The organism is Bacillus sp. FSL R9-9834 (genome assembly GCF_038006905.1).
Taxonomy (GTDB): Bacteria; Bacillota; Bacilli; order Bacillales; family Bacillaceae_G; genus Bacillus_A; species Bacillus_A pacificus.
Map to the genome: position 1 here is coordinate 2,454,613 of NZ_JBBOWD010000001.1, position 26,488 is coordinate 2,481,100.

20 protein-coding genes and 4 pseudogenes are annotated in these 26,488 nt (G+C 31.4%); 19 read left to right on the forward strand and 5 right to left on the reverse strand.

What is annotated here, in order from left to right:
* Positions 1-80: 80 nt before the first annotated feature.
* Both MKY00_RS12670 and MKY00_RS12675 read right to left on the reverse strand, forming a co-directional pair.
* Positions 81-1,238 (reverse strand): sensor histidine kinase, encoded by a 1,158-nt coding sequence (locus MKY00_RS12670; protein WP_001243301.1) that lies wholly within the window; start codon positions 1,236-1,238, stop codon positions 81-83.
* A complete protein-coding gene (locus tag MKY00_RS12675; protein WP_001038815.1) occupies positions 1,228-1,923 on the reverse strand; it encodes a response regulator transcription factor in 696 nt (231 codons plus the stop codon). Before MKY00_RS12675 ends, MKY00_RS12670 begins: the two co-directional genes overlap by 11 nt.
* Before the next feature lie 192 nt (positions 1,924-2,115).
* On the opposite strand from MKY00_RS12675, the gene yqeK reads away from it, so the two are divergent.
* The 11 genes and pseudogenes from yqeK (at position 2,116) to MKY00_RS12730 (ending at position 14,016) form a co-directional block, all read left to right on the forward strand.
* Positions 2,116-2,724, forward strand: coding sequence for a bis(5'-nucleosyl)-tetraphosphatase (symmetrical) YqeK (gene yqeK / locus MKY00_RS12680; protein ID WP_016717537.1), 609 nt, complete (start codon positions 2,116-2,118; stop codon positions 2,722-2,724).
* Positions 2,725-2,755: 31 nt separating this feature from the next.
* Positions 2,756-3,412 (forward strand): annotated as a pseudogene (locus tag MKY00_RS12685) (DUF3885 domain-containing protein).
* Complete coding sequence (locus MKY00_RS12690; RefSeq protein WP_016717539.1) at positions 3,409-4,149, forward strand: phosphorylase family protein; 741 nt, start codon at positions 3,409-3,411, stop codon at positions 4,147-4,149. The pseudogene MKY00_RS12685 and the gene MKY00_RS12690 overlap by 4 nt, the downstream one beginning before the upstream one ends.
* Before the next feature lie 11 nt (positions 4,150-4,160).
* A pseudogene (locus MKY00_RS12695) lies at positions 4,161-4,235 on the forward strand (NADH-flavin reductase); the annotation flags it as partial.
* Between the two features lie 92 nt (positions 4,236-4,327).
* The gene (locus tag MKY00_RS12700) at positions 4,328-5,176 is read left to right on the forward strand and encodes a GNAT family N-acetyltransferase (protein ID WP_016717540.1); all 849 of its coding nucleotides are present in this window, start codon (positions 4,328-4,330) and stop codon (positions 5,174-5,176) included.
* Positions 5,177-5,279: 103 nt separating this feature from the next.
* Entirely contained in the window at positions 5,280-5,654 is a 375-nt protein-coding gene (locus MKY00_RS12705) for a hypothetical protein (protein WP_016717541.1), read from the forward strand.
* Between the two features lie 170 nt (positions 5,655-5,824).
* Positions 5,825-8,491, forward strand: a complete 2,667-nt coding sequence (locus MKY00_RS12710; protein ID WP_016717542.1) for a M4 family metallopeptidase — start codon at positions 5,825-5,827, stop codon at positions 8,489-8,491.
* 182 nt (positions 8,492-8,673) lie between these two features.
* A complete protein-coding gene (locus tag MKY00_RS12715) occupies positions 8,674-9,234 on the forward strand; it encodes a class I SAM-dependent methyltransferase (RefSeq protein WP_016717543.1) in 561 nt (186 codons plus the stop codon).
* Positions 9,235-9,455: 221 nt separating this feature from the next.
* Positions 9,456-10,193 carry a hypothetical protein gene (locus MKY00_RS12720; protein ID WP_016717544.1) on the forward strand — a complete coding sequence of 246 codons (738 nt, stop codon included), beginning with the start codon at positions 9,456-9,458 and terminating at the stop codon, positions 10,191-10,193.
* Positions 10,194-10,286: 93 nt separating this feature from the next.
* On the forward strand, positions 10,287-10,766 hold the full coding sequence (locus MKY00_RS12725) for an SRPBCC family protein (protein ID WP_016717545.1): 480 nt from the start codon (positions 10,287-10,289) through the stop codon (positions 10,764-10,766).
* Between the two features lie 79 nt (positions 10,767-10,845).
* Positions 10,846-14,016, forward strand: a complete 3,171-nt coding sequence (locus tag MKY00_RS12730; RefSeq protein ID WP_016717546.1) for an ATP-binding cassette domain-containing protein — start codon at positions 10,846-10,848, stop codon at positions 14,014-14,016.
* Between the two features lie 371 nt (positions 14,017-14,387).
* Here the strand turns inward: MKY00_RS12730 and MKY00_RS12735 are convergent, their stop codons facing one another.
* The gene (locus tag MKY00_RS12735; protein WP_016717547.1) at positions 14,388-15,614 is read right to left on the reverse strand and encodes an MFS transporter; all 1,227 of its coding nucleotides are present in this window, start codon (positions 15,612-15,614) and stop codon (positions 14,388-14,390) included.
* 449 nt (positions 15,615-16,063) lie between these two features.
* Between MKY00_RS12735 and MKY00_RS12740 the strand changes: the two genes are divergently transcribed.
* From MKY00_RS12740 to MKY00_RS12765, 6 genes and pseudogenes are all read left to right on the forward strand, one after another.
* A complete protein-coding gene (locus MKY00_RS12740; protein ID WP_016717548.1) occupies positions 16,064-16,927 on the forward strand; it encodes a serine/threonine protein kinase in 864 nt (287 codons plus the stop codon).
* A gap of 52 nt (positions 16,928-16,979) precedes the next feature.
* Positions 16,980-17,733 (forward strand): annotated as a pseudogene (locus MKY00_RS12745) (class I SAM-dependent methyltransferase).
* A gap of 193 nt (positions 17,734-17,926) precedes the next feature.
* Complete coding sequence (locus MKY00_RS12750) at positions 17,927-18,721, forward strand: VOC family protein (RefSeq protein ID WP_016717549.1); 795 nt, start codon at positions 17,927-17,929, stop codon at positions 18,719-18,721.
* Between the two features lie 116 nt (positions 18,722-18,837).
* Complete coding sequence (locus MKY00_RS12755; protein WP_062822435.1) at positions 18,838-19,590, forward strand: aminoglycoside phosphotransferase family protein; 753 nt, start codon at positions 18,838-18,840, stop codon at positions 19,588-19,590.
* Between the two features lie 117 nt (positions 19,591-19,707).
* The gene (locus MKY00_RS12760; protein WP_000847755.1) at positions 19,708-20,508 is read left to right on the forward strand and encodes an ABC transporter ATP-binding protein; all 801 of its coding nucleotides are present in this window, start codon (positions 19,708-19,710) and stop codon (positions 20,506-20,508) included.
* Positions 20,493-22,370 carry a hypothetical protein gene (locus MKY00_RS12765; protein WP_016717550.1) on the forward strand — a complete coding sequence of 626 codons (1,878 nt, stop codon included), beginning with the start codon at positions 20,493-20,495 and terminating at the stop codon, positions 22,368-22,370. Before MKY00_RS12760 ends, MKY00_RS12765 begins: the two co-directional genes overlap by 16 nt.
* Positions 22,371-22,446: 76 nt before the next feature.
* Here MKY00_RS12765 and MKY00_RS12770 read toward each other — a convergent pair.
* Positions 22,447-22,665, reverse strand: a pseudogene (locus tag MKY00_RS12770) (protein kinase); the annotation flags it as partial.
* Positions 22,666-22,889: 224 nt separating this feature from the next.
* Here MKY00_RS12770 and MKY00_RS12775 point away from each other — a divergent pair.
* Positions 22,890-23,984 (forward strand): helix-turn-helix domain-containing protein, encoded by a 1,095-nt coding sequence (locus MKY00_RS12775; RefSeq protein WP_016717552.1) that lies wholly within the window; start codon positions 22,890-22,892, stop codon positions 23,982-23,984.
* Positions 23,985-23,998: 14 nt separating this feature from the next.
* Here MKY00_RS12775 and MKY00_RS12780 read toward each other — a convergent pair whose 3' ends face one another.
* Entirely contained in the window at positions 23,999-25,690 is a 1,692-nt protein-coding gene (locus MKY00_RS12780; RefSeq protein WP_016717553.1) for a M3 family oligoendopeptidase, read from the reverse strand.
* A 169-nt stretch (positions 25,691-25,859) separates the two neighbouring features.
* On the opposite strand from MKY00_RS12780, the gene MKY00_RS12785 reads away from it, so the two are divergent.
* Positions 25,860-26,453 (forward strand): DUF4030 domain-containing protein, encoded by a 594-nt coding sequence (locus MKY00_RS12785; RefSeq protein WP_061182391.1) that lies wholly within the window; start codon positions 25,860-25,862, stop codon positions 26,451-26,453.
* The last annotated feature ends 35 nt before the right edge of the window (positions 26,454-26,488 follow it).

Genomic DNA, 26,488 nt, shown 5'->3' on the forward strand with positions numbered 1-26,488 from the left:
TATTAAAATTTGGATGTTGCTGGAAAATAAAAGGTCCAATTTCTTATATTGTAAGAAATTGGACCTAAAATTAAGCTGTATTAACATTTGTATGGTTGTAGTTTTACAGTGAATGTTGTTTTTTTGTCATCACTATACACTTCAATTGTTCCTTTATGCAATTCGACAATACTTTTTGCAATTGCCAATCCGAGTCCAGATCCACCAGTGTTTGTAGAGCGTGATTTCTCAACGCGATAAAAACGTTCAAAAATATGAGGTAAATCGGTACTAGGAATAGGTTGGCCGTAATTGGTTATATCGATTGCGATCATATTATTACTTTCATAAGCAGTAATATCAATATAATCACCATCGTTACCGTAAGCGATAGCATTAATAATTAGATTTTCAAATACGCGCACTAATTTGTCTCCATCAGCTAATACCATTAACTTCTTTGATGGGAAAAAGGGGCGACAATCAATATTAGCCTCTTGAAGCTGTATTCGAAATTGAACGGTTAATTGTCCAAGAAGTTCTACAATATCAATAGGGACAGAATATAAACTTAATTCTTTATTTTGAACACGTGTATATTCAAACAAATCATTCATTAATGCATTAAGACGAGTTACTTTATCGTAAATGACTTGTATATAATGCCGTAATTCTACTTCATCTCTATAATTATCATGGTGGATTAAATTCACGTATCCAACTATAGAGGTAAGTGGAGTACGTAAATCATGCGATACATTTGTAATAAGTTCGCTTTTTGCTTGTTCTGCCTGTCTTTCTTCATCAATCGAGACTTTCAATTGTTCAACAATTTGATTAACCCCGCTTGCTAACTCTTCTAGATAATTATGGTTTACGATAGAAACTTTATGATTGAAGTTTCCATTTGCAATATAGCGAATCTCTTCTATCATTTTTTTTATACAAGTTTCATAGTAAAGCTTTCTTTCATGACGATAAAAAATGTATAGGTAGGATGAGAAAATAGAAAATAAAAATAAATAAGAGACAATCATCATCCATAGAGATTCTTTTATTCCTTTATATTTTTCATAACCAAAAATTCTAATGAATTCTTTACCAAGTTCGCTTAACGTAAGCGAACTCTCAATTACACTCGTAACGAGGCGATATATAATTAATTCAGTAATAGGAGTGAGTGTGATAGCTAATAAGAGCCAAAAAATAAGTTTCCATTTCGGGATATCTTTTAATATATCAAATGCTTCATTTCTCAATTTTGTAGCCTACTCCCCAAACAGTATGAATAAATTTTTCTCCATTCATTCCTGTTTCAAGCTTATCTCGTAAATTACTAATGTGGACCATTACAGTTTTATTTGAACCATAACCATCTTCATTCCAAACACGTTCAAATATTTCTTCAGAACTAAATACTCTTCCTGTATTACTCGCAAGTAAATATAAAATATCAAATTCAATAGATGTAAGCTTAATATATTCGCCATTTACTTTAACGGTATGATTATGTTTGTGTATTTCAGCAGAACGAATGCGAATCATACCATCTTCATTCTTTTGGGAAGTGGCATTTTGGAAAGATGATCGTCGTAGCAAAGCTTTCACTCTAGCTACTAATTCTAATGGATTAAATGGTTTAATCATATAATCATCAGCGCCTGTCATAAGTCCTAATATTTTATCCATATCTTCTGCTTTTGCACTCAGCATAAGAATAGGTACAGTATTATTTTCACGAACTTCTTGGCAAACTTCTAATCCATTTCGTTTTGGCATCATAATATCCAAAATCATAAGGTCAACTTCATATGTAGAAATCATTTGTAATGCTTCATCGCCATCATATGCTTTATAAATGTTATAGCCTTCATTTCGCAAATAAACAGCAAGTAATTCAACAATTTCTTTATCGTCATCAATAATTAATATATTTTTATTCATTATGTAGTTCCTTTCCTTACAAATCATTAACATTACTATAATATCAAACATTTATGTATTTTGTAGCAATGATTCCACATAAAATTTCATGTAACGTATAAAAAGGGATTAAAACATTCATAACGAATACAAATAAAAAGGATATCTAAATGAAACGTTATATTGAAAGTTTGGAAGAAGGGGGGACTTAAGATGTTATATAAAGATATTTATTCATTTACTCCGACTGGAAAAATTGAAAATGATATAAAAGTTTTTCTATTAAAATACAAAAAAGAACTTACATACAAACATTCAATTCGGGTGGCAAATGAAGCGCGAAAAATTGCGATTAAGTATCATGAAAACGAGGAAAAGGCAGCAATGGCAGCATATTTACATGATATTAGTGCAATCTTTCCGAATGAAGAGCGGGTTGAAGTTGCTGAAGAATTTGGAATAGAGATATTACAAGAGGAACGAGAATTCCCGATGATTATTCATCAAAAGCTGTCGAGAATAATTGCAAAAGAGATATTTAAAGTGGAAGATGAAGAAATTTTAAATGCCATTAGTTGTCATACTACACTGCGTAAACATGCAACGAAGATGGATTTAGTGTTATTTGTTGCTGATAAAATAGAATGGGATCATAATGGGACACCACCTTATTTAGTAGAAGTAAAAAAAGAATTAGAAAAATCTTTAGAACATGCTGCTTTTGCATATATTTCATTTTTGTGGGAAAGAAAAGAAACGTTGAAAGTTATACATCCTTGGCTAAAAGGTGCATATTGGCAGTTAAAAGAAATTGTAAAGTAGAAAGAATATAAAAATATAGTTAAAAGAATATATGAATCAAATATTTCCTGGAGTTACATTAGTACCACATATATACATTCAGTGGGAAAATCATTTGCATTTTTATTTTTGGAAAGGGAAAGGCCTATATGTAGAACGAACCGACGATGTAAATATGAAATACTTCACTCAACTTTATACATATAATAAATACTTATTTGAAAATATATTTTCAAAAGAAGATGAAGTGTTTTTAGTAACAAATGTTTATCGATTTAAAAAGGAAAATGTGAAAAATCCGCAGAAAATAAATGTATACAATAGTTTTATTAAAAAGAGGGATTTAAATTTCAAGTTAAGACAAGAAACATTACCTTTTCTATTTGAAGATGAAGAAGCTGATTTATATTGTACATATCAATTTTCATTAAAATGTTTTGCTAGCGATATAAAGTATAACCAGCTTATTCAAGTTGCAAATCATGAAGATTTTCCAGGTTTTTATCCTCGTTTGGACGCAAAAAAAGAAATTTCTTATTCAGATGTATTTCTCATATATGCAACAAAAGATATTATCATGTGTATTTACGATGATAGAGGATGTAAAGTAATTGCGAAGAATAAAGAAACAATATGAAATTTATATGAGAAATATAAAAAGTGGATTCTAGATTATGAACGAGAAAGTATAGATACCTTATTTAAATGACAACAATGGGGGAAGTGAAACGTGTAATGAAACGTATTGCAATCGTATCCGCATGGGAACCAGAACTTACGTATTTGCATCAATATTATCCAAGTAAACGTATTGAAAAAAGAGCAGCTTGGGAATTTCATTTTCATACTATAAATGATCTGGAAATTATTTCAGTTATAACTGGAGTTGGGAAAGTAAGCTGTGCAAGTTGTGTACAATTATTAATTAGTGAGTTTCAGCCAGATGAGTTGTTTATGACAGGAATATGTGGAAGTCTATCAAATAAGGTGAAAAATGGACATATTGTAGTAGCTCTTAATGCAATACAACACGATGTTACTGCTGCCGGTTCGGGGGAAGATGTTTTTAATTTATATAATGGTAGGACAGCACCTATTGAAACAACAAAGTGGCTTGTAAGAAGAATAAAAAAGATACGATCATATGATCCGATTCATTATGGTACATTTTTATCTGGAGATCAACGTATTCGTAGTTCAGAAATGAGATATTTACTCCATACTGTATATGGAGCATTAGCGGTTGATCAAGAAGTGGCAGCTTTTGCTTATGTGTGCCAAATCAATAACAAACCTTTTCTATGTTTAAAAGCTGCTTCAGATCAAGCGAATGATAAAACGAAAGAGGAACAAAAAATCTTTAAAATGTTAGCATGTGAACGAGCGTGTGAGCATTTAATTGCTTTTTTACGTGTATATGAGATTAATGTAGTAAATCATAGATAGTAAGAGGGGTTAATATTGCACCATTTGTTATAAAACAAATTAATAGTGACAGATATGTAGGGAAGTGTCCGTTCATTTCAAATTAAGCAGTAGAATTCAAAATTAAAGTATGATGTGACTAGTAGATCTTATATATTTGAACATTAGTTTAACACGAGTAAGTGGGGGATAATTTTATATGATTCAATATAAAAGATGCAGTGAGATAAATATAGATTTAGTGTATGAAGCTTTTAGAGATGGCTTTTCAGATTACATTATTAAAATGGAAGTTTCAAAGGAAGATTTTATAAAAAGATTTTTTGGAGCTGAAGGGAATTCACTAAAACATTCATTTGTTGCTTTAGAGGGTAATAAATCTGTTGGTGTAATACTTGGCGGGATAAAGGATTATGAAAACATAAAAACAATGCGCTGCGGAACATTAGCAGTTCATCCCAATTACCGTGGTATTGGTGTGAGCCAAAAGTTATTTGAATTACATAAAGAAGAGGCGATTCAAAATGAGTGTAAGCAACTTTTCCTTGAAGTCATTGTAGGCAATGACCGGGCGATTCGTTTTTATAATAAATTAGGCTATGAAAAAGTGTACGATCTATCTTATTATAATTTAAAAGATATGACTAAAATAATACATAAAGAATGTAAGGGAATTGAAGTAAAACAATTAGAATTCCCTGCTTTTAAAGTTGAAATTCAGAAATGGTTACACTTCCATATAAACTGGCAAAATGATATGGATTATATCGAAAAAACAAATCATACATTTTATGGCGCATATGTCGATAATGATTTAAAAGGTTCTATATGTATAAATGAACAAGGTAAAATTAGTTTTATTTTCGTAGACAAAGAGTATAGAAATCGTGGTATTGGATCAAAATTATTACAAGTAGCAAGAGATGAGTTGAATTTAGAAAGCTTATTAATTAGTTTTCCAAACAACAGTTTACTGGAAGGGTTTTTAAAGAAAACTGGACTTGAAAAGAATTCTTTAGCACAATATGAAATGTATGTATTACTGTAAAAAGCGAAAGAAGTTATTCTTTCGCTTTTTATTTTTGTACTATACTGATATTTTACTTTGTATAATATTCTTTTTTTATGTAGAATAGATAGGAGGGGATAAAATGAATAACGGATTAAAGCTTAAGATTGTTGAGTTGCATTGTTTCGTTCAAAAGACTTATTCTGATATGAAAATAGCATGTGATATTGCTATTTATCAAGAAAACACTTCTAAATATTTAGTTTCATTAGGATTTTTAAATAAATCATATATGACTTATATAGAAGCAAGAAGATTTTATCGTGAAAATGAAGAACTTGTAAGTGTAGAATTTGATAATTTCTTTCATACATATGATATATTAGAACAGGAGTTAAAAAAAGTTATTTCAACTGAAGATAAGAATCCTTCATTGTTACATAGTAGATTTGATCAGTTTCAGCAGAAAGTTGAAAATATAAATGACCTAATAAAAGTATTGCAAAATGCTCGTTAATGAATGCTTTTTTCTGTTTATATAGAAATTATGCATTAAAAATATATTAGGGATATTACATATTGAAGGGATGACTTTTGTTGATTACAAAAGTCATCTTTTTATGATAGGAATAAATTGTATGGATTTTAGCAGTTTCATATTTTAGAAAATTATACGAGGAAAATAACATGAAAAATAAAAAAGAAATAGCTATAGTTGCATTAACAACAGGATTAGCTTTAGCAAGTGTAACACCATATGGGGTAGGTTATGCAGAGGAAATGGTTCAAATGCAAGTTGATGTTCAAGAGGATTCGTTTCGTACCGGTGAACTTACACAACCATCACAAAAGACGCCAGAGAATGTAGTGAAAGATGCACTTAAGGAAAAGACAGAGCATGCTTTGTCTCCAAAACAAGTTAGTGGAGACAAAGGGGTAGATTACAAGGTTCTTCAAAAACGTAGTTCATATGATGGGACGACACTTTTGCGTATGCAACAAATATATGAAGGAAAAGAAGTATATGGACATCAATTGACTGCTCATGTAGATAAAAAAGGTGTTATTAAAAGTGTTTCAGGAGACAGCGCACAAAATTTAGCAAAAGAAGATTTAAAGAATCCTATTAATTTATCAAAAGAAGAAGCAAAACAATATATTTATACGAAGTATGGAAAGGATATTCAATTTATTTCTGAGGCAGAAGTTAAGGAAGTTATTTTTGTTGATGAAAATCGTGGGCAGGCTACAAATGCATATCAAGTTACATTTGCAGCTGCCACACCAAACTATGTATCTGGAACTTATTTAGTGGATGCTCATAGTGGTGATATGTTGAAAAATATGGTGCAAGAGTCAGATTTAAAAGTAAGTGAAGAGCGTGTTGAAGCTATTCAGGAGAGTAAAAAAAGTAATTTTAAATCATTAACCGGGACTGGAAAAGATGATTTAGGAATAACTCGTACATTTGGTATTTCTGAACAAAGTAACGGGAAGTATGCGCTTGCCGATTATACAAGAGGGCAAGGAATTGAGACGTACGATGTAAATTATAGAGATATTACTTTTGAAGATAAATATTATCCTGGTATATTAGCAACTAGCACATCAACAACATTTAATGACCCAAAAGCGGTAAGTGCTCATTTCTTAGCGACAAACGTATATGATTTTTATAAAGACAAATATAAGCGTAATAGTTTTGATAATAACGGAAAAAAAGTAGTTTCAGTTGTACATGCATGGGATTCAGGAGAAACAAATGATCCTAAAAATTGGGGGAATGCATTTAGCGCTAATATTAACAATGTTAGTATGCTTATATATGGTGATCCAATGGTTAGAGCGTTTGACATAGCGGGCCATGAATTTACACATGCGGTTACATCTAGTGAATCTAATCTTGAATTTTTTGGAGAATCCGGGGCAATTAACGAGGCATTATCTGATATTATGGGAACGGCTATTGAGAAATATGTAAATAATGGAGAATTTAATTGGACAATAGGAGAACAAAGTGGATCCGTTCTCCGTAATATGAAAGATCCATCTTCAGTCAAATTTTTTGATGGAGTACCGTATCCGGATGATTATAGTAAATTCAGTGATTTAAACGGAGAGGATAATGAGGGCGTTCATTTTAATTCAAGTATTATTAATAAAGTCGCATATTTAATTGCACAAGGTGGTACTCATAACGGTGTAACTGTAAATGGTATTGGTGAAGATAAAATGTTTGATATTTTCTATTATGCAAATACTGATGAATTGAACATGACTTCTAATTTCTCTGAATTAAGATTAGCGTGTCTTAAAGTTGCAACAAATAAATATGGGGCAAATTCCATTGAGGTTGAAACGGTCCAAAAAGCTTTTGATGCAGCAAAAATTAAAGGACCAGTGAAAGAAAACGAAAAAACTGAGGCAAACCAAGTCCCAGAGCTAACAGTACCGCCAACAATTACACTACGTGTCGGTGATAAGTTTGACCCAATGAGCAATATAAAAGCTATTGATAAAGAAGATGGTGATTTAACAACTCGAGTAGAACATAAAGGTGATGTAGACACTTCTAAACCAGGCAAATACATTGTGGAGTACTCTGTCGTTGATTCTCAAGGTGGGAAAGCAACGGTAACACGGACTGTAATTGTAGAGGGAGATGGAGAAACATCAGATCTAAAACCTACATTAACAGTTCCTATTGCAGCGACAATTACTGTAGGAGAATCATTCGATCCGATGGCAAAAGTAAAAGCTATTGATAAAGAAGACGGCGATCTTACTTCTAAAGTAAAAGTTGAGGGGGAAGTAGATACCTCTAAAGTCGGTACTTACATAGTAACGTATATAGTTACAAATTCTAAAGGCCATGAAGAAATTGCGAAACAAACTGTAACAGTCACAGGTAGAGAAGAAGTTAAGAATGACATACCAATACTAAAAGTACCTTCTACAACTACAATTACTAAGGGAGATGAATTCAATCCGATGGTAGGTGTATCAGCTACGGATAAAGAAGACGGTGATCTTACTTCTAAAGTAGTATATAAAGATATTGGAGATACCACTAAAGCTGGTACTTTTGAAATAATATATAGTGTGACAGATTCTGTAGGTAATAAGGTACATGCAATACAAAAAGTATTAGTGAAGGATACAGACGCTAGCAAAGCTAAAGGTAGTACTAATAACGGTAATATCCAAAACAACAGTAATTTCGATAAAAAAGAATCTACATATAAAGAGCTTCCAAACACGGGGGGCAGTACAACTAACAGTACAACAATGGGCTTATGGATGGTTTTTGCAGGTATAGTGTTCACTTTAGTTCGCAAATTTAGAAAAATATAAAAGTAGATAGTACAGCTTATTCGTTTGAAGAATAGAGTACAAAAATAATTGTGCATCATGAACTGTTTTCATAACTCATTTTTGTTAAAGCAATCACCATTTTTTCTTAATTTATTTTAGAAGGTAGAATAATAGTAAACATAGAATATATTAATAATTAAAATGTTTACGAGGTGAAGGTGATGGCAATAAAACAAGACGAAATTAAAGTAGTAGTCGGAGCAGGGGTGTTTAATAATAATCCTGGATGGATACAAACGCAAGAAAATGAACTTAATTTACTAGATAAAGCTACGTGGGAAGAAAGATTTGAATACAATTCTATTTCAGCTATCTTAGCTGAGCATGTATGGGAACACCTTACGTTTGAAGAAGGTGTAAGAGCTGCTGAAATTTGCTATGAATTTTTAAAGCAAGAGGGGCATATTCGGTGCGGTGTTCCTGATGCATTTTTCCGAGATGAGGCGTACCAAAAGATAGTTCAAATAGGTGGACCTGGCCCAAAAGATCACCCAGCAGCAAGTCATAAAATTGTCCATACCTATAAAACACTAATGAAAATGTTTGAAACTGCTGGATTTGAGGTAGTTTTACTTGAATATTGTGATGAAAATGGTCAGTTTTATTATAATGAATGGGATGCAAACGACGGTGTTATTTTCCGTTCGAAAAGGTATGATTCTAGAAATAAAGGTGATAAACTTGGTTTTCCATCGTTAATTGTTGATGCGATTAAACGATAAGTTTTTCAAGTAAGTAGATTTAGTATAATAATTTCATGAGTCATAGCGTTTCTTTATATGCTGTAATTCTATGTTCGATGAAAATGAGAACGCAACATAAGGGGAATTCCTTAAAGTTGCATAATATGAATTAAATTGAGCATAAGAAATATAATACTAATTATAAAATTGGCAGAAAGTAGTCTTTCTGCTTTTTATTTTGCAAAGGGGATGAATATACTATGCAACCTATAAAACAAGTGGCATTAACATGTATTACTCATGATCCAACAGGGAGCTTATTATTTGCAATAAAAGAATTAAAAGAGGAATTGTCAAACTTAAATTATGATGAGAAATATATAACAATTAGTAATGTAACACCAAAAGAGATTGTAAAAGAACTAGAGGAAAGTAACTTCTATATAAATATAGTAGAAAAATTAGGTGTAGGGAATGCACGTAGGGATTCTTTAAAGTTTGTTAGTAACTATGATTATGATTACTATCACTATTGTGACTTTGATCGTTTGCTAACTTGGATTAAAGAATATCCAGCTGAACTTAATTCCTTCATTCAGAATATAGTAGATGTAGATTACTTAATCATTGGCAGAACAGAAAAAGCTTTTCAGACACATCCTGAAGAATGGCAAGTTACAGAATCAGTATCAAATAAAATTATGTCATTACAATTAGAGAAACAAGTAGATATTACAGCTGGTTCATGTGCGTTATCAAAACGAGCAATTGATTACATAATAAAATATTCTAAATGCAGAATGACTGATGGAGAATGGCCGATGATTATAAATACTTTTACAGATTTTAATATTGGTTACATTGCAGTAGAAGGTTTAAAATACGTGAACAAGCTTAACCAAGATAATCTAGTTGATCCGATAAAAGCATGGTCAACTAGATTAGAGCTCTCATATATAATAAGTCAATCCATTTTGGAGCTAACAAAAACCTCTTAAATTAATGGGGTGTAATAGTGATTTCTTTTTTAATTGAAATCATGTAAAATAAAGAACATACATTCGTTTTGACGAAAAGGGGGTTAATTAATAATGTTAGCAGTAATAGAGAAACAAGGTAATGAATATGTAGTGCAATTTGAGCGTTATTTTTCATATTCAATAGAAGAAGTTTGGTCTGTTTTAACAGAAAACAGTAATTTGAAAAAATGGATGTCTAATTTACAAATCGAAAGCCTTAAAACAGGTGGAATAATCAAGTTTGATATGATGGACGGTTCATTTATAAATATCGATATTTTAGAGTGTCAAGTAAACGCAGTGCTTGAATTTACTTGGGATAAAGACTGTGTACGATTTGAAATACATAAAGAGGAAAATGGTACTCTTTTACTTCTTAAAGAATACATTCATGAGTTAACAGATCATACTCCGAAAGATATAGCGGGTTGGCATATTTGTTTAGATCTTTTTTCCTCCGTACTAGAAGGGAAAGAAAAAGAATTTTCTAAAGATGAATGGCAACAGTGGTTTGAAATATATAAAGATAAGGTTCTTGAATTAAGAGTGTAATCAACTTAAAGGTTATATTCATTGTGTAATTATTATATTGCAAATATGATTTTAATGAGAAATAAGAATAGAGGTTAATATGAAGGTAAACCAATTAATTGCTAATAACATAAACAAATTAGATACAGTCATTCCATTTAATAAGTCTTTTGGAATCGCTGGTTTATCAGGATCAGGTAAAACAACTTTTTGTCAAACAATTGGTGAAGAATCAAAAAAACGATTAGTTTCTTTATTACCAAAGGCTGAATATCAATATTTATTTCCTAATATCATGGAAACGAATTTTAGTGCTATTAAGATGGAGGATATGCCTTTAGTACTTTTTCTGGGGAAATCATCAATTTCTTCTAATCCACGTTCAACGCTAGGTACTCATACTGGTGTTTTCACTGAAATTCGCGAAAAACTTGCTGACGTATTTCATCTTTCCCCTGAGGTTTTTTCATTTAATAACCAGTTAGGTTGGTGTTCTGGTTGTAAAGGCCGAGGTACTAATAAAAATATTGAGTGTAAAAAATGTAAGGGAAAACGTTATAGTGAAGAAATTGAACAACATACTATAGATTTATTTGCTAAACCACATACCATTTCAAATATTAATGATTTAAGTGTTGAGTCTATTCTTTCGCTAGCGGAAGTGTTAAATATTAGTGAAGCAAAGCAACATATATTACAAAACATAATAAATATGAACATTGGTTATTTAACATTAAATCGAATAATGGGTACGTTGTCAGGTGGAGAGTTAACACGACTATATTTAGCTGAATTCATGGCAGTAAGTGAAAATGCTGTAATTATTATTGATGAGATTTCAGTTGGACTTGATCATGGAACATTATTACAAATATTAGAAGAGATCAAGAAATTAGGGTGTAAAAATCAAATTTGGCTTATAGATCATTCAGATACAGTACTGGATACAACAGATGAGCAATTGTTCTTTGGACCTGGTAGCGGAAAATATGGTGGACAAATTGTGAAAGAATCACCAAGACCAAAATCAATACTGTACGATCTAAATAAAGAAGTACCAACAGAATATTATACATTCCAAGAATTATATTGCCGTAATATCCAAATGGTGGAGTTTCAGATTCCTAAAAATAGGCTTGTAACAGTTACAGGAGAATCTGGTTGTGGGAAATCTACTCTTGTCAATGAATGTTTAGCTACAGATTTCTTGAAACGATATCCAAAAGATAAACTAGTTATGGTAGGGCAAGATCGAAATCAATCCATTACAAGTCGATCAACTGTAGCAACTTTTCTAGATATTAAAAAGAAACTAACAAAGTATAGTGAAGAAATTGATAATATTTTTGAGCGTTCGATTGAAGATATTATTGGTGAACTTCCAAATGAAGATATTGCGTATAAACGCTTGAGTCTACTCATTAAATTAGGACTTGGTTATTTAACGTTAGAACGAAAAACACAAACATTATCAACAGGTGAGTTTCAATGTGTTCATTTAGTTTCGGAGTTATTTGCAAACACTAGAAATCCACACACATTATTTATTTTTGATGAGCCTTCAAAAGGTTTATCACAAAATATTTTAAATCAATTTATAGATAGTGTTAGAGGGATATTGCAAGATGAATCAGTCTCTATCATCATGATTGAACATAATAGTTACATGTTAGAAAGCTCTGATTATATTGTAGATTTTGGGAAAAGACAGCTTGAATCTATCAATCATCTTGATGTAGTAAGTCATGAAGATTATTATCGTCAAAAAAGCAGTGTGAATAATGCTGAACAAATACATATTTCTTCAGCCCTTAAGCAGAAGGAAGGCGTTCATTATTTAGAAGAAGATCATATTAACTATTTTAAAAATGCTGAAAACATTTATAAGGGTGGTATCTTAAAAAGCTTATCATCAATGGCGCGTTTAATTTATGGTGAATATGAATCTGATACAATTGCACCGGTTATTGCTATTGATTTTGAGAGGCATTTATATAGTCAATATAGTTTTTTATATGAGGTTGGTGGACTAATTAATCATATTGTAGCTGCTCATCCAACTAATAAAGATACGAGAAGTTTTGATTTCTATTCACAGGACAACCATTGTCCATCTTGCTCTGGACGTCTTCAAATTGAAGTTTTCGATAAAGATATTACAATTCAAAATAAAAACGTTCCATTTTGGGATGGTTTATTCGATCCGGAAATCATGAAAGTATTAAAATTTTATCAATATGAAAAAATAGAATTTCTATTTGATGAAATTAAACATGAGCTTGGTCAAGATTTGTCAAAGAGCTATAATGAAATGTCCGAAGAAGAAAAGCATACGTTTTGGTACGGGTATTTTGAAAAATCATTTTATGATAAAAAAGGAAAGACACGCAGAACATGGGTAGGTTTTAATACGATTATTGGTGGATATATTGTTATTTCAAAAGCACCTATTAAAGAAGAAATTAAGACTTCTAAAGAAATGGTGACATGTCCAATTTGTGAAGGGACGGTTTTAAATCATCATAAACCACTTAAATTTGGCAACTCAGATATTCGTGAAATTATCAATCAGCCAGTTGATGAAGTGTTGAAAATAGTCGGTGATTTACCTGCACTTCATAAATTGAAGGATATAGTTGGTGGCGATATGAGATTGACAGAAGATGTTTCTTTATTGCCAAGAAAAGTACAAGTTGCATTGAAAATGTTTGAATTAGAACAGGCAAGCTTTTCAAACTATGAAATAGTGTTACAAAATGTCTTACCATTCTGGGATAAAATAAAAGGAAATATCGAATTCATTAGTGGTAATAATCAAGTAACTGTTTGTGATTTCCCTAATGTTTATGAAACGAGAGAAAACATGATAGATAAGTATTTCACAAATGGTAAATATAAAAAACTTACGTATGTATACGAAGCATTTGGATATAAAAAGTTAGTTACCCAAATTAATAAAATTAAAAAAGGTTATCCATGTCCATTCTGTAAAGGAAAGAAAGTTATAACGGAAGATAATTTGCATGATGGTGTCTTTAAATTAACAATTCCATGTGTAACTTGTAATGCAAGTGGTATTAATGACGAAGGACTAAAAAAAGTTGTTGAGGGTGTGGATGTACAAACATGGTTAACTGGAAAAGTTAGTGATGTTGTGGATGAGAGCTTATTAACAGAGGCTGTTGAGCAAATACCAATTTTTAATCGTATTCGTGAATTGGATAAACGAGATATGATGGCGGTTTATGAATGTCTTGAGCGTAATCAGTAAAGTTTTATTAGCTTATGTGTTATTAACATAACTTATATAAAATGTATATTCTTTATAATATATATTAACACAGTATGATTAATACAAGGTAATGAAAGAAGATTCAATTTCTTAATGTTAAAATTAAGAAATTGGATCTTTTATTATTTTTATGTTCCGCATACAATGTTTTTTACTAAGAAAAGAATTATGGAAAGGGAAAGGAGGAGAGATGGAAAACTAAAAAGAATAAACAGGTGATATAATTATGTAATTATTATATTATAAAATCGATTAATAAGCATAAAAATAGTTCTTAGGTTATATTGTTTTCTTTATCAACTTATCCGTAATTACAATTAACCAATCATACATAATTATCTCTCCTTCTATTATAGTTTTCGTATTGGACTATATAGTGCAATAAAAACTTCAACTAGCTTCGTGAAAGCAGCTAAAGCAAATACAAGTACTGGATTATAGGCTGAAATAATACCTCCTACTAATGCCCCGAGTGGCATAGCTAATCGTGTAAGTACACGTGAAAACCCTAAAACCCTTCCTTGCATATTTGATGGAACGGTTTCCTGGCGAACTGTGGCTACAATTGTATTCCATGCAATATTGCAAGTCATTGCAATACCGAAAGCAATTCCAGGAACGAACCAATATGTATTCCAAAGTGCAAAAGTTAAGCCAATTGCTCCAACAAATAGGAGTAAAGGAATTAGTATGCCGCGCTGCAACCTTTTTTCTAAAGGAACTGCAATAAAGCTTCCTAAAAGACCACCTATTCCAATTAATGAATAATTAACCCCACTTTGTTCTGGGGTAAGTTGTAATGTGGATAATAAATAATACATGAATATACCTAAAACTGCACTTGCTCCAAAGTTTCCTATCATAGCTTGAAAAGATAAAGCTAAATTTAAGTGGTCATTTTTGAGCCATTTAAATCCATTAACCAAATCAGATAGTATATTTTGAAGTGTATTTTTATCTTCACATTTTTTATTTGTGGTTTTCATAGACGGTAATAACATCACAGCAACTAATGTTGCAATAAATGAAAGAACATTAATCCAAAGCAACTGAAAGCCGCCAATAAAAGAAATGAAGACCCCAGCTATCATTGGACCAAATAAACTAGCCAATTGATTGACCATTTGATAGAAAGAATTGGCCTTCGTTAAGGATGCTCCAGCAATTTGCGGAATGACTGTAACAGTTGTTACATCAAAAAGCATGGACATAACTGCTAACATAAAAGTAATTATGTATAAATGCCAAATTTCTAATAGATGTAATGAATGTAGTATTGGAACAAGACTTACTAAAATAATATTGGTAATATCCGCTACCAAAAGTAACTTTTTTCGATCATAACGATCAATTATTACACCAACTAAAGGACCAAATAAAACGATTGGCAATACGTTAATAGCAAATAAAGAACTCATAATGACAGCTGAACCGGTTAATTGATAGGCAATCCAAGGTAACGCAAAAGTATACAATGAGTCCCCAATTCGTGAAATGAGTAAACCAAAAATAAAAATCTTATATTCTTTAGAAAAAGTTGTCTTTACGGTAAGGCTACGTCCTTGTATAGGTTTCACACTGTTTATACCACCTTTATGATAGAGGAATTTGAAAATCATCCGTCTAATACTTGTTATATATATAATTCTGTAATTTTTTGGTGAATCCTATTTTTTGCATGTATTTTAAGGAGGAAATAAAAATGAAGAATATAAAAGGAGTCTGTACTGTTTTATATAGTATGTATGGTTGGGAAGAGATGTAGATTATACATGTAAATAAACCATAAAAATGTTATGTAAACTATTTGTGCATATGAAATATATTTTCCTTATAATTTGTATTTTATAATATATAATAGAAAGTAAGAACATTTTGGTAGTTATTGAATGAAATTAAGAGCCTGTATTTGAAAGGAGTGATGTTTTATGAACAAACAGAAGAAAATCAAGCATGAGGTAAAAATAATTTGAGTATGCGTATCATACCTCTATAAACTACGTTCGCTCAAAGCTAGGAGCAGCGCATGATAAAAATTACAATAGGAAAAAATCAATACCCAATAACATTAGCTGAGGAACATAATTTTGATTGGTTAAAGGGGGTAGAAGTATTTACTGTTTTTGATCAGCAAGATTCAGGAAATATTAGCTTTGGTATTATTGAAAATGGACATCGTTACTTTTTGAAGTATGCCGGTGCACGTAATTTAGAGTACAAAGGTAATGTAGCGGATGCAATTCAACGATTAATGAAAGCAAAAGAAATATATGAACAAATTCAACATCCTTTACTAGTTCCATATATTAATTGTATTCAAATGCAAAATGGGTTTTGTTTAAAGTTTCATTGGATAGATGGGGAATGCATGCACAATCATTGGGACTTTACTCCGTTTGAAAAGCACCATTCACCAAATTCACCTTTTGTTAAGTTAAGACAATTATCCGTGATGGAGAGACTTAACATATTGACTCAGATTTTTGAGTTTGCAACCTATGTGGAGTCACTAGGCTATGTCATGGTTGATTTTTATGACGGTAGTATTTTATATAATTTCGAGCAATCAAAATTGATGATTTGTGATATTGATTTTTTTCAAAAAGCACCAGTGTTTAATGAAATTGGGGAGAATTTTTGGGGTACAGCTCGCTTTAAAGCACCAGAGGAATATGAACTGTATGCACAAATTACAAGCGAAACGAATGTGTATGTATTAGCTGGAATTGCTTTTTCCTTTATCGGTGGAAAAAATGATAAAAGCTATGAAAAATGGGAGAGCTCACAAGAATTATATAATATATGTAAAAAAGCGCTGCATAAAGAAAAAAGTAAAAGATACCGCACTATTCAAGCATTTTATGAAGCTTGGCTTACAAATATAGAATAAATAATCAATATTCATTTTAATTTATATGTATCAACAAAGGGGAACACATAAAATGAACGAATTAGAGTACAAAAACTTTTATGATAAAGTAGGAAGATTAAATGGATGGGATTTTGGTAAGATAAAATGTGAAACTGCAGGAGATTCAGGGGACTTTTATAGAGAGGTAAAAGAAAGATGCAAACCATCACATATTTTACTTGATGTTGGTACAGGCGGAGGAGAAAATGTACTTAATATAGCATCATCAGCTAAATCTTTAATTGGAATAGATAATTCTAACGGAATGATTGAAAAAAGCACATTCCAATTTGAGAAAATCAGGTGTACAAAATGTTGAGTTTCTGCAAATGGATTCTGAAGCTTTAACGTTTCCACATGTTTATTTTGATATTGTTTCAAGTTGTCACGCACCATTTGCAGCATCCGAATTAGCAAAAGTAATGAAACAAGGTGCTTTTTTCTTAACACAACAAGTAAGCGAACATGATAAATTAAATCTTAAGGAAGCATTTGGGCGAGGACAATGCTTAGGTGAAAGAGATGGTACATTAAAAGAAAAGTATATGAGTGAACTTATTAGTGCAGGATTGGAACTCGTGCAAGTACGTGAATATGATGTTACTGATTATTACAGTACGGCTGAAGATTTCATTTTCTTATTAAAACATACGCCTATTATTCCTAATTTTGGAGAAGAGGAAGAGGATTTTAATATTTTGCAAAAGTTCATTAAAGCTAATAGTTCTGAAAAAGGGATTCGTACGAATTCAAAAAGATTTATGATTATTGCTGTAAAATCATAATATGTTTTGTTGTAAAAGCTGCTCTTCGTTTAAGAAAAGGCAGCTTTTTGTATGGAAACAATGCAGGATAAACTTAAATATTCATACTAAAGTTGTAGTTTGTATTTGAAAAATCCATCCTTCCGTTTGATTCTATCTATTTATAAATGTAATACAATACAAATAGATAATAAGAAGCAAGGGGGTATGCAATGTGATTACACATATATCAGATATAAAACTACAAACAGTTTCTATAGAAGGGGTAAAACAAGTTTATAAGGACATATTATCTTTTCCAATAAAAAAAGAAACGGCATCATTTATTCAATTTAAAGTAACACCTTACACAACAATTAGTTTTCAAGAAGTATACGAACCAATCGCTCCAGCACATTTCGCCTTTGAAATTTCATATTCAAAATTTCATGAAACAGCAAAATGGCTTGAAAAGTCTGGGTTACTTATTGTGAAATGGAAAGATGGAAATACAATTGGTGAGGAGAACGAGCTATTCAATTTATACTTTAAAGACGGAGATGGAAATCTACTCGAAATTATCGCGCATAGTTATGTTAAAGAAGAGGTATTAGTACCGCAGTCACCTTTAAACATTTTATATATAAGGGAAATTGGTCTTCCTGTTAAAAGTGTACCTATTTTTAGGGAATGGCTGAAATCAAATTTAAATATGAAAACGATGGAAGACGGGGATATTTTTAACTTTGTAGTTGGCGGCACTGCATATATCGTCGCAACTTGGTGGCAGCGACCTTGGATCCCGATTGCGATGAAAGCTTTACCACCGAAAGTACATGTTTCTTTTGGAACACCAGACGTCGCATTTTTACAGCGAATCCAAAATAACTTTAAGAAAAATAGTGTACTATTTGAATGTAAACGTAATGAAGTATCATTTATTGAGCAAGGATATACATTTTCAATTGTGCATACATCAGAGTTTCATTCTGATATTCCTAAACAATTAAACTTACCGCTTTCTATTTAATGATGGAAAGCGGTAAGTTTTTTATATTTTCGTGGAGAAGGGTTTCAGCATAATTACACTGAATTTATAGAGGAGTATAATGTATTAGCTTAATTTATAGTAAGGAGATAAATGAATTGAATCTAGGAAATCCGATAGCAAAAGGGAACACAGCGGAAATTTATCTATATGATAATAAGATTATGAAATTATTTAAAGATTACCTCCCAAATACAGAGTCTATGAATGAAGCAAAAAAACAAAAATATGCTTATTCATGCGGGCTGCCAGTTCCAAACGTATTTGAAGTGACAAAGATACAAAATAGACAGGCAATTATTATGGAATACGTAAAAGGGGACAGTATTGGTGATCTCCTACTTAATAATCTAAATGAGGTAGAGTATTATATAAATATTTGTGTGAATGAACAAAAAAAGATTCATGCTATACATGTGAATACAGATGAAATGGAAGCAATGGGGGAAAGGCTAGAGCGTCAAATTAAATCTGTACATAAATTGGATGAAAAACAAAAGGAAAGTATATTGAATAAGTTACATTCAATCAAATTTGATCCTAGATTATGCCATGGCGATTTCCATCCATTTAATCTAATTTTAAGTGAAAAGAATGTAAGTATTATAGACTGGGTAGATGCTAGTTCAGGTGATATTCGTGCAGATGTGTTTCGAACATACTTGTTGTACTCACAATCTTCGGTAGAATTAGCTGAAAAGTATTTGCATATTTATTGCAGAAATACTGGATTATCAAGAGATGAGATTTTTCAATGGGCACCTATTATTATTGCGGCTAGAATATCTGAAAATGTAACTGCTACAAACATTGAATATTTAAATGATTTGGTAGCGCAGTATTGTAATTAAAGAAAAGCTCTTCCTAAATTCATTTTTTATTATATCCGTTCTAACAATGCAAATGGATGAGTAAGGTTATTGAGATTTGTAATTGGGTATTACATTTGTAAAGAAGGAGTCCATTTTATGAAAACTGGTGAACCAATTTCAATGCATACTGAATTTGAGCAAGTTGCTCCAGCACTACAGCTTTTGAAACTATATAAGCGTTTCGGAGAATTTATTGCAGTTAATCATATTGATTTAGTTGTGCCAAGAGGATCTTTTTACGGAGTTGTTGGGCCTAATGGAGCAGGGAAAACTACATCTTTATCGATGGCCGTTGGTTTGTTACGACCAGATAGTGGGAGCGCAAAAGTTTTTGGAATTGATGTTTGGGGTAATCCAAAACAAGCTAAAACATTGATTGGGGTATTACCAGATGGGTTAGCTTTACCGGAAAGACTTACTGGTCGCGAATTATTAACATATATGGGATTGTTAAGAGGAATGAGTGCTAAGGAAGTTGCTCAGCGGACAGAAGAATTACTTACAATATTAGAGTTAAATAATACTGAGGGGACTTTAGTTATTAATTATTCTACTGGTATGCGCAAGAAAATTGGCCTTGCACTTGCACTTCTTCATGCGCCGAAATTACTCGTTCTCGACGAACCGTTTGAGGCGGTAGACCCTATTTCTGCAGCTACTATCAAAAAGATTTTACAGAAATTTGTTAGTTCGGGTGGTTCTGTAGTATTTTCAAGTCACGTCATGGCGTTAGTTGAACAACTTTGTGATCACGTTGCAATTATTTCAAAAGGTAGAGTGGTTTCTTCAGGAACAATGGGAGAGGTTTGCGGTGAAGAAACCCTCGAAGACATTTTCGTTCAGTTAGTAGGGATTCCTGCTGTTAAAGGAGAGGAACTGTCTTGGTTAGTGTTTTGATTCGAATGAAGTTATCTATCCTTAAAAATTCAATGAATAGTGGTAAAGCAGTTCTTTTCATTGTTACAGGAATAATTGGCTTATTAATTGCAATTGGAACCATGCTGCTTTTTTCTTTTTATCCTACGGAACAGAACGTTTCACAAAGTATTCTATACATTACATTTGCTCTGTGGACAGTAGGGTGGGTTTTGGGTCCAATTATCGCTGGGGGAGATGGAATATTACGTTCTGAATATTTCGTGTTGCTTCCATTTACTTCTTATAAACTTGCTAGGGCGTTACTTGTTGTAGCTTTTATAGGATTAGGACCAATTGTTAGTTTAATAGCCTTCATAGGACTATTCATTTACGCAGCTAGGGTTAGCTTATCTGCAACTATAGTTGCAATTCCAGCAATTATTTTACAGTTAATATTTGTAGTATTGTTATCAAAAGTAGTAGTTAGTATTATTGGTGAGACGTTGAAATCAAGGATTGGAATGGAAGTGGGAGCAATGCTCTTTGGTTTCATTATAGCGTTTCTAAATGTGGGCTGGTATGTACTTCCTGCTATTAATAAGATGACACTTAGTGATTCAACTTTACTTTACATGTTTCCGTCTAGTTGGGCGATACTCGCTGTAGAGTATGCAATTCAATCCAATTGGTTATTAGTTCTTGTTTTTTTAATTGTTCTAACAATATTATGTGGATTGCTGTTTTTTATATGGGCTACATTATTAATGAAAAGTACAGAAACTAAGAAAATCGAAGGAAGGATTACTACTAATAAACATAGAAAAGCTTTACGTTTCTTTTCAGAAACGAAAATTGGAGCAACAATTACGAAAGAATTAAAAAGTTGGAGAAGAGATCCACAACGTGGCCGTTTCCTCCGAATGGGTATTTGGATAGGGGTATTTTATGGTATTTTAGTTACAAGCGCTAATATATCGTACTTAATGCCTTGGGCAGGGATAATTATGATTGTATTCACAAGTATGTTTTCCTGTAATATATATGGTTTTGATGGGAGTGCATTATGGTTAACTTTGACGACACCTGACGCAGAACGAATTGATGTGCGTGGTCGTCAATTTGCATGGTTGATAGCAGTTGGTCCAATTGCAATTTTAGCAACAATTATTTTCACAATTTCTAGCGGGCTTACTTTCATTTATCCTTGGGTATTTACAGTAATACCAGCATTACTTGGTGGAGCAGCAGGTCTAATTATGTTATTTTCTGTATTTAACGTAGTACCGATAACTGATCCTCATCGCCGCGGGAGAGGATCAGTTATCTCAGGTGATGATATGAATGCGAGTAAAATGTTTATAACAACGTGGTTAATGATGGTGATGGTAATGGCAACAACTATACCCGCTTTGTTAGTTGTATGGCTTGGGACATTACTACATGTACAGTTCTTACAATGGCTAGGTGTGTTGACTGGCATTTGTACAGGAATGTTTTTTGCTTGGTGGTTTGGGCGAATTGCTTACTTAAAAATTGAAAAAAGTGGATCTGAATTGCTATTTGAAATGAAGAATGGCATGAAAACATTGCGTGATGATAACAAAAAGAAAGGTAACAGAAAAGCGGTTGAATTACCTAAGAAAAAACTAGCTATTGTTGTTCTTTTAGTATTTATGGGTATCTTTTTTTTGATACATCAAAGTGTAGTCCCGTTAATTTTTGAGATATTTAGTATAGATGATAAAGTTCGTCTTTTCTTTCTACCGCGCTATGTTCCACATATTGTTCGTATTCCTATAATCATCCTATTTGCTATATTAGGTATAGCATCTTTGTATAAAGCAATTTTAATTAAGAAAACACATGGAAAGGAACATCGATTTATAAAAGACGAAATGTAGAATACCATTTAAAATAATTTGGTAATTATAGGATGTTGTTCAACTATCATTACCATGTAGTTGAACAACACTTCTGTTAAATATTAATGAGAGAACGATTAGTTTCGATCTTCATCCTATAAAGGTTCATTATCCGTACTTGTTCCTCAGTTAATTCTTCTTTATCCCAATACATATGCATTAAGCTATATTCAAAAATCTCCTTTAATTTAATAAATATAGGCAACTGGTCTATCATCTTTTTAGGCAGTTCCTTTTCCTCTTGATATCCGTCAAATATTGCTTTTGTAAATGAAATATGATGTAAATTGATCTTTAATAATTAGTTAAGTCTTACCAGCATACGAATGAACACTAAATTGAAAAATGAATAGAAGGTATGTCAAAATAAGATAGGTAAAAAATATAAAATTAATACATATATATAGATTTTACAGAATGGCTCATGTTATAAAACACAAGAAATATCAAAAGAATGAAATGCACTTCTCTTATACTTTTATATAAGGAGTGAAGGAAATGAATGAACATATACAGCAGATGATTGATTGGATTGAGCGCAATTTGAAAAAGGGATTTTCATTAGATGAATTATCTCGTTACATGGGGTATTCTCCTTATTATTGCTCTTTTAAATTTCATCAAGTAACGGGTTTCAGTATGAGACGCTATATTCTTCTTAGAAGATTATATTTATCTACAGAAGATTTAAAGAATGGTAGGAAAATAATTGAGATCGCATTGGATTACGATTACTCTTCCCAAGAAGCTTATAGTAGAGCTTTCAAAAATGTTTTTGGAATGAATCCAAGAGAATACCAACTTAGCAAAATGCCTATTCAATCATTTGTTAAACTAAATTTAAATAAAGAAGGGGCGTTTAATATGAATATTTCTAGAAAATTAGAGGTTGAACAGTTACGAAATAGGAAGAGTGAGCTATTTGATAAAGAAGTACTTAACATATTAAATGGTCAAGTTATGTATGAAGAATTTAAAAACGAAAAGTTAATGGGTGATTCTGATTATGCACCATTTAATGAGGCGATGTGTGTGAACCCCGCTACTACAAAAATTTTTGATGACGATTTTATTAAAACAAGAGCGGAAGGACACAACAGTTCCGTAGAAAGTTATACAAAAAAGGTTATAGATCCGCTAGAAAAACTTTTTACGAAAAAGTATAAATGTATTGTCTTATGGTTTGGTGAAGATATGTTTTGCCAAATGAATCTACTTACAATACTTTCATATCTTGAACAGTCTTATTATGAAGGGAAAGTATATTTAAATAGCTTCAGAGAGGATGAATTTAAAGTAAATCAAATTGAACTTGAATTAGGAAATTATTCTTCGGTATACAATGAAGTATTAGTAAATCATAAAAAGACTTTCTATAAGGTACCACCTGTAATGTATCAGACTATAGATCTATATTTAGAAATGCTAAAAGAAGACAATGCTGTAATGAAATTTATCTTTAAAAATAAAGACGTATCAACTCAAGAATTATTAACGAAGTTGTTTCATATTTTTCCAACAATTGGATATGGAGATATTCAGTACATAGAACTGATTAATAAAATAAAGAAGAAAACTACACCTAAAATATAAGTGTAGTTTTCTTCTTATAATTGCTCAAGTAATTCTAATTCTTTTTCTACAAATGCCATTAATTCTTTAATTGTTTCGCCAGAAAAATCAAAACGAATTCCAGCTGCTTCATACACTTCTTTTATAGATTGCGAGCTTCCTAGTGATAATGCCTTTTTATAATTTTCTAGTGCTTGCTTTGGATCCTCTTTATATTGTTTATACATTTGTAATGCACCCAGTTGGGCGATCGCATATTCAATATAATAAAATGGTACTTCAAAAATATGGAGTACAGGTAACCAACTCGTTGCTATCCAGTTTTCGTAGCCATCAATATGTATGACGCTAGACTGATAATGTTTTTGAAGTTGTAAGTATTTTTCATTTCTTTCTTCAGAAGTATGACTTGGATTTTCATACAGCCAGTGTTGAAATTGATCGACAATAAGCATAATAGGTAAATATGAAATAACATCTTTAAAGAAGTTAATTTTTGCTTGTTTTAAATCTTTTTTGTCTGTATAGAAGGTATCCCAATAATTAAGCGAGAATAACTCCATTGTCATACTGGCTAGTTCAGCTGTTTCAGCTGGAATTTCTATATACTGTCGTATTTCTAATGGTTTTATGAGTTCGTTATGAATACTATGACCCATTTCATGTATAAAAGTGATAATATCATCTTGTGTATAATTTAAGTTCATAAAAATAAATGATAATTGTGAAGCTGGTAAGTACTCACAAAAGCCTCCAGATGCTTTTCCTTTGCGGCTTGTTAAATCAAGACAGTTATGTTTATACATTTGGTTTAAAAGTGCTGAAAATTCAACATCTAGTTTATTAAAGATATGAGTGCTCTTTTCCATTAAATCATTTTCATTTGCAATTGGTTTAAGTACTTTTTGATCTGGAGTTACAGCTGATACATCCCACGGGCGAAGCGTATCCACTTGCAGTTTCTCTTTTTTTTCTAGTAATATTTTATCTTTAAGAGGCACAACATACTTACGTATGGATTCAGCTAGTTCATAGCAATCTTTCGCTGAATAATCAAAACGCTCGTATTTTTTGAACATATAATCGCGATAATTCTCTAGTTGAATATTTTTTGCTTGTTGATGACGAATTTCAATTAATTGATTTAATATGTTTTGAAGTTCTTTTTCAACAGATAAAAATTGTTCAGAAATAATGGTTTTTGCCTTTTTACGGGTGTCACGATTCGAATCTTGTAAATAGGATTGTAATTCTGTTATCGTTTTTTCTTCTCCGTCCCAAATTCCAATTAATCCTCCAGTAATTTCAAAGTACTCTGTGACTAATTTGTCTTCTTGTATTTCTAATTTGATATTTTCCTCACAAAATAACTTTTGAGCATTTTTTATTTTTGCATTCAATAAACCATATACGTTAGAATCTAATTCCATTCGAAATGGTGACTCTAAATATTTATTATCCAATAAATTTTGGTACCGCTTTAAAAGTGGCTTTACAAATTGTTGATCATGTTCAAAAGTATCTTTTATTTCTTCATCATCCGTATTACATTGAAAGGCGATATAATGTGATTTTAATTGTTCTTCGATTTCCCAAATCACTTTTGACTGCTCTTTTAACCAATTTTCAAGGTCTAGTTTTGAAGAAATCATTTTATTTAATAAAGTCGAAAGCGTTTTTTCCAATTGTAGTACATTACTAATATCAATTGTATTTACATGTTGCATTATATATCCCTCACTTTTTATTTATTCATGAAGATATTCTATTTATTAATTGTAATTTCCTTTTTAAGAGGAGAAAATGTGAAATAATGTTAAAATTTGAAATTATAGAAGGTATTTATATGTGAAAGTAAAAGTTTATCGTAAATGAAAATTTACGGAGGGAAGTGCAATGAAAAGAGGAAAGAAGTTGATTGTATTTTTATTTTCAATTGCTTTATTGTGTGCTTGTGAGTCTGAAATGGAAGAATCCAAAAGTGAAGATTCTATAGTTATGGATATTGCTACAGCGACAGTCAAGGAGGAATCTTTTTTTAGTGCTGCTATATGGGATGAAAAGGAAAGAATAGTAGATTTAGAGATTGCTGATAGCGAAGATGCTAACGAAATAAAAAAAGAAATTAATAAAAGATTGCAAATTCAAGGCATTATGTCTTATAAAGTAAATATATCTCAAAGAAACAAGGAGATTGTAAATGCAGAACATAGATGGGAGTTAGTTTTTGGACAGATATTTGATGACGTATTCAGAAAAAATGGATATGAAGGGTTTGGGATTCAGCAAATAAATTATAAAAAGAATCAACCTGTTGCTATTGATATAAAAACTAAGATTAGCAATGATGAAGTAAGAACGAGAGAACTTGGGCAGAAAATAGAAAAAGAGGTTGAAGGTGTACTTAAAACAGAAGCAGTAAAGAAATGGATTGAAAATGATTCATATGCTATTGGGATTTACGATATAGATAATCGAAAAATTAACTAATTGAGGAATGAATGCTATATGGATGAAAAATCGAT

Excerpts from the sequence above, each read along its gene's own strand:
- MKY00_RS12780 (WP_016717553.1), bottom strand. The coding sequence starts at position 25,690 with ATGCAACATGTAAATACAATTGATATTAGTAATGTACTACAATTGGAA.
- MKY00_RS12760 (WP_000847755.1), top strand. The coding sequence starts at position 19,708 with ATGAAAACTGGTGAACCAATTTCAATGCATACTGAATTTGAGCAAGTT.
- MKY00_RS12675 (WP_001038815.1), bottom strand. The coding sequence starts at position 1,923 with ATGAATAAAAATATATTAATTATTGATGACGATAAAGAAATTGTTGAA.
- MKY00_RS12785 (WP_061182391.1), top strand. The coding sequence starts at position 25,860 with ATGAAAAGAGGAAAGAAGTTGATTGTATTTTTATTTTCAATTGCTTTA.
- MKY00_RS12710 (WP_016717542.1), top strand. The coding sequence starts at position 5,825 with ATGAAAAATAAAAAAGAAATAGCTATAGTTGCATTAACAACAGGATTA.
- MKY00_RS12730 (WP_016717546.1), top strand. The coding sequence starts at position 10,846 with ATGAAGGTAAACCAATTAATTGCTAATAACATAAACAAATTAGATACA.
- MKY00_RS12705 (WP_016717541.1), top strand. The coding sequence starts at position 5,280 with ATGAATAACGGATTAAAGCTTAAGATTGTTGAGTTGCATTGTTTCGTT.
- MKY00_RS12700 (WP_016717540.1), top strand. The coding sequence starts at position 4,328 with ATGATTCAATATAAAAGATGCAGTGAGATAAATATAGATTTAGTGTAT.
- MKY00_RS12690 (WP_016717539.1), top strand. The coding sequence starts at position 3,409 with ATGACAACAATGGGGGAAGTGAAACGTGTAATGAAACGTATTGCAATC.
- MKY00_RS12775 (WP_016717552.1), top strand. The coding sequence starts at position 22,890 with ATGAATGAACATATACAGCAGATGATTGATTGGATTGAGCGCAATTTG.
- MKY00_RS12715 (WP_016717543.1), top strand. The coding sequence starts at position 8,674 with ATGGCAATAAAACAAGACGAAATTAAAGTAGTAGTCGGAGCAGGGGTG.
- yqeK (WP_016717537.1), top strand. The coding sequence starts at position 2,116 with ATGTTATATAAAGATATTTATTCATTTACTCCGACTGGAAAAATTGAA.
- MKY00_RS12740 (WP_016717548.1), top strand. The coding sequence starts at position 16,064 with ATGATAAAAATTACAATAGGAAAAAATCAATACCCAATAACATTAGCT.
- MKY00_RS12725 (WP_016717545.1), top strand. The coding sequence starts at position 10,287 with ATGTTAGCAGTAATAGAGAAACAAGGTAATGAATATGTAGTGCAATTT.
- MKY00_RS12720 (WP_016717544.1), top strand. The coding sequence starts at position 9,456 with ATGCAACCTATAAAACAAGTGGCATTAACATGTATTACTCATGATCCA.